The organism is Bifidobacterium sp. M0404 (assembly GCF_016101415.1).
In the GTDB taxonomy this organism is placed as follows: Bacteria; Actinomycetota; Actinomycetes; order Actinomycetales; family Bifidobacteriaceae; genus Bombiscardovia; species Bombiscardovia polysaccharolytica.
Genome location: NZ_JACFQP010000001.1, coordinates 726,706 through 740,458, shown reverse-complemented (window position 1 = coordinate 740,458; position 13,753 = coordinate 726,706). Strand labels below are relative to the sequence as shown.

The following is a 13,753-nucleotide window of genomic DNA, read 5'->3' as shown; positions in this document are numbered from 1 at the left end:
GGCACGGCTCAGAGGACTTCGACGCTGTTGATGAAGACCGGCTCAAGGGGACGGTCGCCCGAGTCGGTGGCCGCGGCATCCAGCTTGTCGACCACCTGCCGGGAATCCTCATCGGCAACCTGGCCGAAGATAGTGTGGTGCCCATTCAGCCAGGGGGTGGGAACGGTGGTGATGAAGAACTGTGATCCGTTGGTGCCATGGGTCTTTCCGGTGGCGGGGTCCCGGCGCAACCCTGCATTGGCCATGGCCAGCTTGTAGGGTTCCTCAAAGGTCAGAGAGGGGTCGATCTCATCGTCGAATTCGTAGCCGGGGCCGCCTGTGCCGGTACCCAGCGGACAGCCGCCCTGAATCATGAAGTCCTTGATGATTCGGTGGAAGGTCAGCCCGTCATAGAAAGGATCCTGACGCTTCTGGCCCGTTTCGGGGTCGGTCCAGTCCTTGCGACCGGCGGCCAGATCCAAGAAGTTAGCTACGGTTTCCGGGGTCTTATCGTCAAAGAGGTCCAGGCGAATGTCGCCTTCTGAGGTATGCATGATGACTGTGCTCATGTTCCCAATCCTTTCATAAGACGGCGACGCGCACCGAGGATCCAAAGGGCATCAGGGCCAGGCGGGCCATCTTGAAGGCCTGCAGGCTGAAGGGTATGCCCACCACGGTCAGCATGGTGACCAGTCCGGCCGCCAGATAGGCCAGAGCCAGCCACCAGCCACCCAGGATGATCCAGAGCAGGTTGGCCAGCCAGGATCCCAGCCCGCCTCCGTAGATGACCTGTCGGCCAAATGGGGTCAGGGTGAGTCTGGCCATCTTGAAGGCCTGGACCCCCAGGGGGATACCCACCACTGTCAGGCAGAGCACGATGCCCATCAGGGTCCAGGCCAGTGCAATGGCCAGTCCTCCCAGCAGCAGCCAGCAGATGTTGCCGATCAGGCGCATGTAGGTCCTTCCGTCAGTGTGGCGATGACGGCCTTGGCGCAGGCGGTCACTTTTTCAATGATGATGGTCAGCCGTTCCTGCCGCTGTTCGGGCGCAAGATCCTGGTCCAGAGCATCGATCAGTCGCATGCCGGATTGGACGATGCCACGTGTCACTTCCACGCCCATGGCAGGATCTGCTGGCCGCAGGGCTGCCCATGCCTGGATCAGCGGCTGGTTGACCTGCCGGTGGAAGTCCAGAAGGGCTTGGGCCTGCCGGTCCGTGGGTCGATCACTCCTTGGGACGGGCTCCTGGGGGTTGGAGGGATTGCCGTAGATCAGGGTCTGGCGTAACTGTTCGTCGTGCTGCTCGGCATAGAGGTTCATCAGCCAACCATGTCCGTGCAGCCCGGCTTGTTCCAGATTGGTGCGGGTCCAAATCTCGACTGTCCGGCGCGGGTCGTCTGTCCTGCCCAAGGCCTGGTCCAGGGCCTGACCCCAGTCGGGCAGGTGCCGTTCCATGACCATGTCGCAGAGCTGGTCGGCATCCCGGGCATAGCGGTATAGGGAGTTACGGGCCAGATTGGTGCGTCGGGCCACCTCAGCCATGGTCAGCCGGTCGCGTCCGCCGGTGCGCAGGATGGCCTCGGCGGCGGCAATGATCTGGTCTAGTGTTTTGGCGCGGTGTTCCTGGAGCGTGGATTCGTGGATCCTGGGCATGGTCCTCCTTGGTTCGGCCTCCTGGTTGCAGCGACGATGAATCAAGCTCAGCCGGTCATGGGGCATATGATATGGCCTATTTACAGCAGAGCCAAGCCGTAAGGGTCTCTTTAGCGTGCGGCTTGTCCGCGCTGAGTGAATTTGCCAGATGGATTTTCGCGACGTATAGTCGCAAAAAATTCGCAGACCAGGGCGAGGGGGGAGAGCTGATGACTGGATCGGCAAGCATAGACGTGAAGAAAGGCAGTATGAAAGGCAGCCAGGATTCTCTGGAGGCGGCACCGCCTTGGCGTGCCCTCTGGGTGTTGGCCCTGGGTCTGGCCATGATTGTGCTGGATTCGTCCATTGTCAACGTCTCCATTCCTTCCATCATCGCTGCCATCCACATCAACTTGGCTCAAGCTCAATGGGTGACCGCTCTCTACAGCATCGTTCTGGCGGCCCTGCTCCTGCCTTCCGGTCGTCTGGGGGACATGATCGGGCGCAAGCGGATCCTGCAGGTGGGTACGGTCATCTTTGTGTTGGGTTCCATCTTCGCCGCATCGGCCTTCTCCGGCACAGTGCTGCTTCTAGCCCGGCTTGTTCAGGGAATTGGCGGCTCCCTGGTCATGCCTTCCACCTTGTCCACCATTTCCGCCACCTTCCGGGGTCGTCACCGGGCCACTGCATTCGGCATCTGGGGAGCCGTCATGTCATCCGCTGCGGCGGTCGGTCCCTTCCTGGGCGGGGTCTTCACCAGCACCATCGGATGGCGGTGGATCTTCCTGGTCAATCTGCCTCTGGGACTGATCGTTCTCGTGGCCAGCGCAGTCTTTGTGCCCGAGACCAAGTCCGCTCCCCGGCAGACTGGTGACCGGTGGGGGATGCTTGCCGACTGGAAGGGCATACTTCTTTCGGCTCTAGGGTCGGCCCTGGTGGTCTTTGCGCTGATTGAGGGGCAGACCTACGGCTGGTGGCATCCGCGCGCCGCACTTGAACTGGGCCCACTGCACTGGTCTGTAGCAGTGCCCCTGTCGCCGGTTCCGGTCAGTCTGATCCTCGGATTGGCCCTGTTGGCCGCCTTTGCGCTGACCGAGCTGGCTAGGGCGCGCAAGGGCAAGATGGTCATCCTGGACGTGTCCATGTTCGCCATTGGCACCTTCGGCTGGGGCAACCTGACGGCCGCCATCGTCAACGCCGGTCAGTTCGCGGTCATGTTCGTCCTGCCTCTCTACCTGATCAACGCCAGAGGCCTGAGTCCCCTGGGGGCAGGATCCATCCTGGGTGTCATGGCCCTGGGGTCAGTTGTTTCGGGGGGTCTGGCTCGTGTGGTCTCAGCCCGACTGGGAGCTGGAGGCACGGTGCAGACGGGCCTGCTGATGGAAATCGTCGGCGTGGCCCTGTCCATTCTGCTCATGCGTGGGTCGGTGCCGGTTTGGCCCATGACCCTGACTCTGATTATCTACGGTGCTGGTCTGGGCTTTGCCTCGGCACAGCTGACCAGTCTGGTGCTGTCCGGTGTTCCGGTGTCCCAGTCCGGCCAGGCTTCAGCCACCCAGTCCACCATTCGTCAGTGGGGTACTGCCCTGGGCGCTGCAGTTTCCGGTTCCGCCCTCTCCCTGGCTCTGAGTCTGGTGCTGCCAAGACATCTGACGGCCCTCAAGGGGATTTCAGTGCAGATCGCCGATGGCCTGGTCAGATCGGTTCAATCCTCTGCAGGTAATGCCATCGTCGGCATGCGAGCTCAAGGCACCCGGGGCCGACTGGGAGCCTTGGGTCCTCAAGTGACCAATGCCTTGACTGAGGGATTCACCCAAGGCGCCCAGTGGGCCATGGGCTTTGCAGTCCTGTTGCTTCTCCTGGGACTGGTCGCCTCGGTGCTGGTGCGTAGGGCTGCTCGCAAGGCTGGCGCCGATAAGGTCTGAGGCATCCGTACCCTGCTTCTTTGCCTCGGTCTTTTGGGATTGTCTGCCGGTCAGCCGGCCCAGGCACGGTTTAGAATCATTGGTATGGTCAAACAAGAGGAACAGCCGCGGCGGGATGGCGATCTGCTGGTGGCTCTGGCTCAGATCGACACCTGTGTGGGCGATCTTGACGGCAACGCCGACATTATTATGGACTACTCCCGAAAGGCAGCTGAGCAGGGAGCGACCCTGGTGGTCTTTCCCGAGATGAGCCTGACCGGTTACCCAATCGAGGACCTGGCATTTCGTGCCAGCTTTCGTAGGGCCGCCTGGTCTAGGGCCGACCGTCTGGCCAAGGAGCTGGACGAGCAGGGTCTGGGCCATCTGTATGTGATCGTGGGGACCGTGGGCACCGATACGGATCAGGACAGGCCTCGCAATCGGCTGGTGGTCCTGCACCAGGGGCGGGTCGAGGCCGGCTACGACAAGCACTTCCTGCCCAACTACGGGGTCTTTGACGAATACAGGATTTTTACCCCGGGGGATAGGACTGTGGTCCTGGAGGTGCAGGGGCACCGGATAGGGCTGGCCATCTGCGAGGACATCTGGCAGGAGGGCGATCCCATCAGCGACCTGGCTGGCAGGGGCATTGACCTCCTGGTGACCATCAATGGCTCTCCCTTCGAGGAGGGCAAGGGGCATGTCCGCTACGAGTTAGCGGCTCGCCGGGCCAAGCAGGTCGGTGCGCCTCTGCTCTACCTGAACCAGGTGGGCGGGCAGGACGATCTGGTCTTTGACGGCGGCAGTTTCGTGGTGAACCAGGATGGCACCTTGCTGGAGCGCTCGCCTAGATTCGTCCAGGATCTGTCTACTTGGACCCTTCCTGCACCAGGGGAGCGCCCACTGCCCAGTGAGTCATGCATGGCCGAAGAGATGCCCGGGGATGAGGAGGTCTATCGGGCCTGCGTGTTGGGGCTGAAAGACTATATGGCCAAGAACCACTTCACGGGCGTCTGCCTGGGGCTGTCAGGCGGAATCGACTCGGCCCTGGTGGCCACCATGGCCGCCGATGCCTGCGGGGGGGAGCATGTACGCGGCATCTCCATGCCCAGCCGTTATTCTTCGGAAGGTTCCCGGGATGATGCTGCCGACCTGGCCCAGCGTTTGGGCGTGCGTTACGTGGTCCAAGCCATAGGCCCGGAATTTGATGCCTTCCAAGGACAGTTGCATCTGGAAGGGGTAGCGGAAGAGAATCTGCAGGCTCGGATACGCGGCGTCATTGTCATGGCCTATGCCAATGACGAGGGGCTTCTGGCACTGGCCACAGGCAACAAGTCCGAGCTGGCCTGTGGCTATTCAACTATTTATGGCGATGCGGTCGGCGGTTACGCACCCATCAAGGATCTGCTCAAGACCCGTGTCTGGCAGCTGGCTCGCTGGCGGAATGCCCGGGCCCAGGCATGGGGTGAACGTGAGCCCATCCCGGTCAACTCCATCGTCAAGCCTCCCTCGGCCGAGCTGCGCCAAGGGCAAAAAGACTCTGATTCCCTGCCAGACTACAGCCTGCTCGACAAGGTCCTTGAGGCATACATCGAGCATGCGCATGGTCGGGCCGACCTTCTGGCCGACGGCTTCGATCCCGACACGGTCGACACGGTCATGCGGCTGGTGGATCGGGCCGAGTGGAAGCGGCGCCAGTACCCGCTGGGGCCCAAGGTCACCTCCCTGGCCTTCGGCCGGGACCGGCGGCTGCCCGTCACCAACGCTTTCAGGGAGTGATCGCTATGGGCTCCGAAGAGCAGCGGACGGCCTGGTACTTCAATACCGTCACTGGCAGACCCGAGCAGGGCAAGCTGTCTCCGCAGGACAGGCGGATGGGCCCCTACCACAGCAGGCAGGAGGCCCTCGATGCCTGGAAGATTGCCAAGCGCCGGAACAAGGAATGGGATGAAGAGGACCGCCGTTGGCGGCAGGCCTGGGAGGGTGATCCCGGGCAGGAACAGTCCTCAGCTGACAGATGAAGCTTCCGCTGGATCGCACACCAGCGTTGGCAACCAGTTGGCTGAGCAATCAGAATGGATCGGGGCTCAGGCGGTGTGCCGGGCGAGCTTGCAGGATATGGGCGTGGCGCCTATTGCGAGTCTGCTCGCAGTGTGATATAGCTCACGTCGTGATTCGGTTTCCCGTGGTAATGCGCCCCCTATACTTGAAAGTGACAGTGGTGTGAGGAAGCGCCATTGACCATATCAACAAGGAGTTGACTATGACAGCAGTTGAGACCAATACCGTCTCTCCCGCAGAGCTGCAAGCCAAGGCTTGGAAGGGCTTCAAGGGCGAGGACTGGAAGAAAGACATCGACGTTCGCGACTTCATCCAAAAAAACTACACTCCGTACACCGGTGACGAATCCTTCCTGGCACCGGCCACAGAGAAGACCAAGTTCCTGTGGAATTACCTGGATGACAATTTCCTTGCCGTAGAGCGCAAGCAGCGCGTCTACGACGTGGACACCCACACCCCGGCTGGCATTGACGCCTTCCCGGCCGGATACATCGATGGCAAGCCTGCCGGCGAAACACAAGACGACGTGATTGTCGGCATTCAGACCGATGTCCCCTGCAAGCGTGCGATGATGCCCTATGGCGGCTGGCGTATGGTTGAGCAGGCCCTCAAGGAGGCCGGCAAGGAGCCCGATCCTGAAGTCAAGAAGATCTTCACTCGGTATCGCAAGACCCACAACGATGGCGTCTTCGACGTCTACACCAAGAGGATCAAGCTGGCCCGCCACAACAAGATTCTGACCGGTCTGCCCGATGCTTACGGCCGCGGCCGTATCATTGGCGACTACCGTCGTGTGGCCTTGTACGGCATCGACGAGCTGATTGCCCGCAAGAAGGCCGACAAGGATTCGATTCCTTACCGCAACGACTTTACCGAGGAAGAGATCGAGCACTGGATCCGCTTCCGTGAGGAGCACGCTGAGCAGATCAAGGCTCTGAAGCAGTTGCTAAACCTGGGCAAGGAGTACGGCCTGGACCTGAGCCGTCCTGCTATGAACGCCAAGGAAGCCGTCCAGTGGACCTACATGGCCTACCTGGCCTCGGTCAAAAGCCAGGATGGCGCCGCTATGTCCATCGGCCGCCTGTCCGCCTTCTTCGACGTCTATTTCGAGCGTGATCTGGCCGCTGGCCTGATCGACGAGACCGATGCCCAGGAGATCATCGACAACATCGTGATGAAGCTGCGCATCGTGCGCTTCCTGCGGACCAAGGACTACGACAACATCTTCTCGGGCGACCCCTACTGGGCCACCTGGTCCGACGCTGGCTTCGGCGACGATGGCAGGCCCATGGTCACCAAGACCTCCTTCCGTCTGCTGGCTACTCTGACCTTGGAGCACCTTGGACCCGGTCCCGAGCCCAACATCACCATCTTCTGGGATCCGAAGCTGCCTGAGGGCTACAAGCGCTTCTGCGCCCGTATCTCCATCGACACCTCCGCCATCCAGTACGAGTCCGACAAGGACATTCGCGCCCACTGGGGCGATGACGCTGCCATCGCCTGCTGCGTGTCCCCCATGAGGGTCGGCAAGCAGATGCAGTTCTTCGGCGCCCGCGTCAACTCCGCCAAGGCCCTGCTCTACGCCATGAACGGCGGCCGTGACGAGATGACCGGCATGCAGGTCATCGACAAGGACGTGATCAAGCCTGTCACCCCCAAGGAAGACGGTTCTCTGGACTTCCAGGAGGTCAAGGACAACTACGAGAAGGCCTTGGAGTGGCTGAGCGAGACCTACGTTGAGGCTCTGAACATCATCCACTACATGCACGATAAGTACGACTACGAGTCCATTGAGATGGCCCTGCACGACAAGGAGGTCTACCGCACCCTGGGTTGCGGCATGTCCGGCCTGTCCATCGCCGCTGACTCCCTGTCGGCTATCAAGTACGCCAAGGTCTACCCGATCTACAACAAGGATGCCAAGGGCACCCCTGAGTATGTCGAGGGCGCTGACGACGATCTGATCGTCAACTACAAGACCGTCGGCGAGTTCCCGATCTACGGCAACGACGACGATCGCGCCGACGACCTGGCCAAGTGGACTGTCTCCACCGTTATGGGCCAGATCAAGCGTCTGCCTGTCTACCGTGGCGCTGTGCCGACCCAGTCCATTCTGACCATTACTTCCAACGTGGAGTATGGCAAGAACACCGGGTCCTTCCCCTCCGGCCACAAGAAGGGCACCCCGTACGCTCCCGGCGCCAACCCCGAGAACGGTATGGATTCGCACGGCATGCTGCCCTCCATGTTCTCCGTGGGCAAGATCGACTACGACGACGCCCTGGACGGCATCTCGCTGACCAACACGATCACCCCTGACGGCCTGGGCCGCGACGAGGATGAGCGCATCAACAACCTGGTGGGTATCCTGGACGCTGGCAACGGCCACGGGCTCTACCACGCCAACATCAACGTCCTGCGCAAGGAGCAGCTGGAGGATGCCGTCGAACACCCCGAGAAGTACCCGCACCTGACCGTGCGCGTCTCGGGCTACGCCGTCAACTTCGTCAAGCTGACCCGCGAGCAGCAGCTCGACGTGATCTCTCGCACCTTCCACCAGGGTGCGGTGACCGACTGATCGCCCTTGTGCGATAGTCAACCGTTGATGAGACGGTGAATCATGGGGCGGGGCGCACCAAGGCCCCGCCCCCTTTTCGTCTTTTTCAGGAGGATCCAATGACGGAGACCACCACCTTCCATACCACACAGCCGCACATGCTCAAGGAATCCAAGGTCTACCAGAGCCAGACCCTGATGGGCGGCCTTTCGGGGTTCGAATCGCCCATTGGACTGGACCGGCACGACCGTATGAATGCCCTGCGCACGGGCGACATCGGATTTGTTCACTCCTGGGACATCAATACCTCAGTGGACGGGCCGGGCACAAGGATGACCGTCTTCATGAGCGGATGCCCCCTGCGTTGCCAGTACTGCCAGAATCCTGACACCTGGAAGATGCGCGATGGCCAGCCCGTATACCTACAGGCCATGATCGATAAGGTGGCCCGCTACCAGGACCTCTTCAAAAGTACGGGCGGAGGAATCACCTTCAGCGGCGGCGAGTCCATGATGCAGGCAGCCTTTGTCTCACGCGTCTTTCGGGCCGCCAAGGAGATGGGCGTCCACACATGCCTGGACACCTCAGGCTTCCTCAATCGCAACTACACCGATGCCATGATTGACGATATCGACCTGTGCCTGCTGGACGTCAAATCCGGCGACGAGGCCACCTACAAGAAGGTGACCGGCGGCACGCTGGCCCCCACAATCGAATTCGGCAAGCGTCTGGCTGCCCGTGGCAGCAAGATTTGGGTTCGCTTCGTGCTGGTGCCGGGGCTGACCGACTCCGAGGAGAACGTCGAGAACGTCGCGCGGGTGTGCGAACAGTTCAAGGATGCCATTGAGCACATTGATGTGCTTCCCTTCCATCAGCTTGGACGGCCCAAATGGCATGAGCTGCGCATTCCCTACCCACTGGAGGATGCCAAAGGCCCCTCGGCGGCCCTGAAGGATAGGGTCAAGAAGCAGCTGGAGGCCCATGGCTTCGTGGTCTACTGAGCCTCAGAACCCTTTGTGGTTCCATGACGGACCCAGGAGAAAGCCAATTAATTTTCTTGTGACTCCCCACGGCAGATGTCGTGGGGAGTTTTGTTTGCTTGAGCGGAGACCAGCCAGCCAATCAGCGAATGACAGACTCACTCACTGTCATATTCACTAAATGACGGGCACGCTGAATGACCGGCTTGGTAAATGATCAACCCCGTAAATCGATCAACTGTCGACGAAGTCTGCTTAGCAAGGGTTTATCGGTGGGTTGAGGCCATGGACTATGCTTTCAGGCGTGTGTTTTCCGGGCCGGTCGGTCCGGTAGCGTGATGGAAGACAAACTAAAAAAGAGGTTGAGCGCAGGTGACCACGGAACCTAAGACGCAGCTGCTTTCAGAGCCCGCCCAGGGTGTGCCGTCGGTCATCGACGATATGGCCGAATACCGCCGGGCCTGTCGAATGCTGTCAAAGGGGAGCGGTGCGCTGGCCGCGGATGCTGAACGGGCCTCTGGCTTCCGCTATGGCCACGACGACTACCTGGTCCAGTTCAAGCGCCGGGGAGCGGGGATATTCCTGCTGGACCCACCGGCGCTGATGAAGGCGGGCTGTGACTGGTCGGAATTCAATAAGGCTGTTGATGGGGCCCAGTGGATCATTCATGACTCTCCTCAGGATCTGCCTGGCTTCTATGCGTTGGGCATGAGGCCCTCCTCTCTCTTCGACACCGAGCTTGCAGCCAGGATGCTTAATCTGGGGCATTACGGCCTGTCTGCAGTGACCGCGCACTACCTGGGGCTGACGCTGGCCAAGGAGCATTCTGCCGCAGACTGGTCCTACCGCCCACTGCCGCGTGATTGGCGCAATTACGCAGCCTTGGACGTGGAGCTGCTGAATCAGGTGCGAACGCGCGAGCTGGAGGACCTGCGCAGTCACGGCAAGAATGAATGGGCCAGGCAGGAATTCGCCTGGTTGCTGGAGCAGGGCAAAATCCCCAAGCCGGAGCCTGAGCAGCCCTGGCGACATATCTCGCATATCAACGCCTTGCACAATGACCGTCGAGGCCTGGCTGTGGCCCGCTCGTTGTGGACCGTCAGGGATCAGCTGGCCAGACGCAACGACATCGCTCCGACGCTCCTCCTGCCCGACAAGGCCATCATCGAGGCCGGCAGACTCAAGCCGCACAACAACGCGCAGTTCCGAGCCATCCGATCCTTGAACGAGCGGGTCAGGATCCACACCGGCGGCGAGCAGGACCGCATGTTCGAGCGCTATGCGCCCATCCAGCGCCGGGTCAGGTCCGCAGTCTGGAAACAGGCTATTCTGGAGGCGCTGAGTCTGCCTACCGAAGAGCTGCCGGTGCCTCCCAAGCCGCGGTGTGAGGAGACCAATGCCCCCAAGTCCATGCAGATCTGGCGGCATCGTCACCCGGACCGGTTTGCAAGGCTGGAGGCAGCGCGCAAGGCGGTGACTGAAGTGGGACGCCGGACCAACACACCCGACGAGATTCTGATCAAGCCCCGCTACCTGCGCAACCTCTGCTGGACAGACGAACCGGAGAAGCGCGATGTGGCCGACTTTTTGCATCAGGAGGGTGCCCGCCCCTGGCAGGTTTCACTCCTGTCAGAGTCTCTGACTCGCGCTATTATGTAACGGTTGCCTTACTGGCAGATCAAACGGTTTGGATGAATTGGAGCGCAGCGTGAAAATCAGCGTCAGAAACCTCGAGCCCACCAAGGTCAGGCTCACCATCACCGTCGATCCCGATGAGCTGAACCCCTACCTGGATCAGGCCCGTAAGGAGATCGGCAAGCAGGTGACCATCCCCGGCTTCCGCAAGGGCCATGTGCCTGGACCCATCATCGATCAGCGCGTAGGCTTTGCCAGCGTGGCGGGCGAGGCCGTCAACGCGGGCGTGCCCGAACTCTATTCCAAGGCTCTGGAGGAGAAGCAGCTGCACGCCATGGCCCAGCCGCAGATCGATGTCAAGGACATTCCTTCCTCGGCCAAGGACGACACCAAGCTTAAGTTCACCGCCGAGGTGGAGATTCGTCCCAAGTTCGAGCTTCACGACATTGAGGGCATGGAGATTGAGGTCCCCAAGCCTGCCGTCACCGACGAGGACGTGGACAAGCGTCTGGACAACCTGCGTCAGCGTTTCGGCACCCTGGTCAGCGTGGATCGCCCCGCCACCAAGGGTGACTACGCCAACATCGATCTGGATGCCGTCATCGACGGTGAGTCCGTGGACTCCCAGCAGGGGGTCAGCTACGAGCTGGGCTCCAACACCATGCTGGATGGCCTGGATGAGGCCCTTGACGGGCTGTCCGCCGGGGAAGAGACCACCTTCGAGGGTACCCTGGAGGCCGGCGAGCACCAGGGCGAGAAGGCCCAAATCAAGGTCAAGGTCAACTCGGTCAAGGCCGAGGAGCTGCCCGACCTGGACGACGAGTTCGCCAAGGAGGCTTCGGAGTTCGAGACCCTGAAGGAGCTGCGCGAGGACGTACGCAAGCAGTGCCAGGTGGATGCCGAGGGTCGGCAGGCCACTGACGCCCGCGATGCCTTCATCGCCAAGCTCCAGGACGGCTTGGACATCCCGGTGCCCAAGGGCATCAAGCAGTCCATGGTGACCGATCAGATTAAGAACACCGGCAAGGATCCCGACAAGGCCAGCAAGGACGAGAAGGCCGAGGCCGAACAGACTGTGGAGAAGGAGCTGCGCGACCAGATGACCCTGGATGTTTTGGCTGAGAAGCTGGGCATCACGGTCAGCCAGGCTGACGTGACCAACTTCCTGGCCTCCATCGCCCAGCAGTATGGTATGGATCCCAGCGCCTTCATCAACGGCATCGTCCGTAACGGCCAGCTGGGTTCGGCCGTGCAGGAGGTCGGCCGCTCCAAGGGTATGCTGGCCGGAATGCGGGCCGTCACCTTCAAGGATCCCGATGGCCAGGAGGTGGACCTGAGCCGCTTCCTGGGCGAGGATGAGTCCGAGGCCCAGGAGGAGCAGGACGAGAGCGTCCAGGCTGCCTCTGCTGCGGCTGAAGTGGCCGACCAGCTCTCCCAGGATCAGGAGTAGCTTTTTCAAAGCAGCGAACAGGGCCGCACCCAGTGGCGAAACAGCCTGGGTGCGGCCCTGTCGTAGCGGTTGCGCAAAGAGCAGAAAGACTGTGGACGCGTCGATTGCGGGGGCTACTCTCAATACAGATACGTTTATCGAAGGAGACAGGGTGAACAACTCATTGGCAACCAGTCCCGTGATGGAGGAGGGGGAGGCCCCTACGCCGACCGATCCCATCTTCAACCGACTGCTCAAGGACAGGATCATCTGGCTGGGGGACGAGGTCAAGGACGCCAACGCCAACGTCATCTGCGCACAGATGCTGATGCTGGCGGCCGAGGATCCTAAGAAGGATATCTGGCTCTATATCAACTCGCCTGGCGGCTCCATTACGGCCGGCATGGCCATCTACGACACCATGCAGCTGATCGAGCCCGACGTGGCTACGGTCGCGGTCGGCATGGCTGCTTCCATGGGCCAGTTCCTGCTTTCTAGCGGGGCCAAGGGCAAGCGCTTCGTCACCTCCCATGCGCGGGTGCTCATGCATCAGCCCTCGGGCGGTGTCGGAGGCACGGCCACTGATGTCAGGATCAACGCCGAGCTGATCATGGACATGAAGCGTACACTCTCCCAGTTGACAGCCGAGCAGACTGGCCACACCCTGGAAGAGATCTACCGGGACAACGAATACGATCACTGGTTCACGGCCCAGCAGGCCCTGGAGTATGGCTTCGTCGACCGGATCGTGACCACCCACGGCACTATGACCGCGGATCAAGGGAAGTGAGCACTCCATATGGCATCTGAAGAAGCGCAATTCGTAGCTCGGGCCCGTCGACTGGCAGGCCCTCGCGGCCTGGCCGCTGTGCCCACCGACCGCTATGTGCTGCCGCAGTTCGAGGAGCGCACCCCATACGGCTACAAGCGCCAGGACCCCTACACCAGGCTCTTCGACGACAGGATCATCTTCATGGGCGTCCAGGTGGATGACACTTCATCGGACGACATTATGGCCCAGCTCCTGGTTCTGGAGAGCCAGGATTCCAATCGCGACGTGATCATCTACATCAACTCGCCGGGGGGATCCATGACGGCCATGACCGCCATCTATGACACAATGCAGTACATCAAGCCCGATGTACAGACTGTCTGCCTGGGCCAGGCTGCTTCGGCCGCTGCAGTTCTCCTGGCGGCAGGCACCAAGGGCAAGCGCTTGATCCTGCCCAACGCCCGTGTGCTGATTCATCAGCCGGCCATGGAGCAGGACTTCGGCAAGGCCACCGAGATCGAGATCCAGGCCAAGGAGATGCTGCGCATGCGCACCTGGCTGGAGGAGACCCTGGCCAAGCACACCGGTCAGGATGTGGAAAAGATCCGCAAGGACATCGAGGTGGACACCATTCTGACCGCCCAGCAGGCCAAGGACTACGGGATGGTGGACGAGGTCCTGGAGCACCGCAATTAGCACCGGTGACTGCGCATATGATTGATCGTCCGGATGGCGGCGGGCCCCTAGGGCCTACGGCCTCCGGATGTTTTTGGCATCATAGACGATGCCAGTCAAATTTGATTTC

General features: G+C 61.1%; 12 protein-coding genes. 9 read left to right on the top strand and 3 right to left on the bottom strand.

Annotated elements, in window-relative coordinates; translation table 11 throughout:
* Positions 1-8: 8 nt before the first annotated feature.
* Genes H3T93_RS03085 through H3T93_RS03075 form a run of 3 tightly spaced genes read right to left on the bottom strand, consistent with a single transcriptional unit; the run spans position 9 to position 1,631 of the window.
* Positions 9-548, bottom strand: coding sequence for a peptidylprolyl isomerase (locus tag H3T93_RS03085; protein ID WP_144176934.1), 540 nt, complete (start codon positions 546-548; stop codon positions 9-11).
* A 13-nt stretch (positions 549-561) separates the two neighbouring features.
* Entirely contained in the window at positions 562-933 is a 372-nt protein-coding gene (locus H3T93_RS03080; protein ID WP_144176936.1) for a YccF domain-containing protein, read from the bottom strand.
* Positions 924-1,631 (bottom strand): TetR/AcrR family transcriptional regulator, encoded by a 708-nt coding sequence (locus H3T93_RS03075; protein WP_186363876.1) that lies wholly within the window; start codon positions 1,629-1,631, stop codon positions 924-926. Before H3T93_RS03075 ends, H3T93_RS03080 begins: the two co-directional genes overlap by 10 nt.
* Before the next feature lie 233 nt (positions 1,632-1,864).
* Between H3T93_RS03075 and H3T93_RS03070 the strand changes: the two genes are divergently transcribed.
* The 9 genes from H3T93_RS03070 to H3T93_RS03030 all read left to right on the top strand — a co-directional run bounded on the left by H3T93_RS03070 (position 1,865) and on the right by H3T93_RS03030 (position 13,644).
* The gene (locus tag H3T93_RS03070; RefSeq protein ID WP_332468166.1) at positions 1,865-3,535 is read left to right on the top strand and encodes an MFS transporter; all 1,671 of its coding nucleotides are present in this window, start codon (positions 1,865-1,867) and stop codon (positions 3,533-3,535) included.
* 84 nt (positions 3,536-3,619) lie between these two features.
* On the top strand, positions 3,620-5,293 hold the full coding sequence (locus tag H3T93_RS03065) for an NAD+ synthase (RefSeq protein ID WP_144176939.1): 1,674 nt from the start codon (positions 3,620-3,622) through the stop codon (positions 5,291-5,293).
* Positions 5,294-5,298: 5 nt separating this feature from the next.
* Positions 5,299-5,535: a hypothetical protein gene (locus tag H3T93_RS03060; RefSeq protein ID WP_144176940.1), complete on the top strand. Its 237-nt coding sequence runs from the start codon at positions 5,299-5,301 to the stop codon at positions 5,533-5,535.
* A 242-nt stretch (positions 5,536-5,777) separates the two neighbouring features.
* Entirely contained in the window at positions 5,778-8,153 is a 2,376-nt protein-coding gene (pflB, locus tag H3T93_RS03055; RefSeq protein ID WP_046322815.1) for a formate C-acetyltransferase, read from the top strand.
* 98 nt (positions 8,154-8,251) lie between these two features.
* A complete protein-coding gene (gene pflA / locus H3T93_RS03050) occupies positions 8,252-9,133 on the top strand; it encodes a pyruvate formate-lyase-activating protein (protein WP_015021700.1) in 882 nt (293 codons plus the stop codon).
* Positions 9,134-9,484: 351 nt separating this feature from the next.
* Positions 9,485-10,771, top strand: coding sequence for an HRDC domain-containing protein (locus H3T93_RS03045; protein ID WP_046322816.1), 1,287 nt, complete (start codon positions 9,485-9,487; stop codon positions 10,769-10,771).
* A 49-nt stretch (positions 10,772-10,820) separates the two neighbouring features.
* Positions 10,821-12,197 carry a trigger factor gene (gene tig / locus H3T93_RS03040; RefSeq protein ID WP_144176941.1) on the top strand — a complete coding sequence of 459 codons (1,377 nt, stop codon included), beginning with the start codon at positions 10,821-10,823 and terminating at the stop codon, positions 12,195-12,197.
* Positions 12,198-12,378: 181 nt separating this feature from the next.
* Positions 12,379-12,966 carry an ATP-dependent Clp protease proteolytic subunit gene (locus H3T93_RS03035; RefSeq protein WP_029678947.1) on the top strand — a complete coding sequence of 196 codons (588 nt, stop codon included), beginning with the start codon at positions 12,379-12,381 and terminating at the stop codon, positions 12,964-12,966.
* A gap of 9 nt (positions 12,967-12,975) precedes the next feature.
* Positions 12,976-13,644 carry an ATP-dependent Clp protease proteolytic subunit gene (locus tag H3T93_RS03030; protein WP_144176942.1) on the top strand — a complete coding sequence of 223 codons (669 nt, stop codon included), beginning with the start codon at positions 12,976-12,978 and terminating at the stop codon, positions 13,642-13,644.
* Positions 13,645-13,753: the final 109 nt, after the last annotated feature.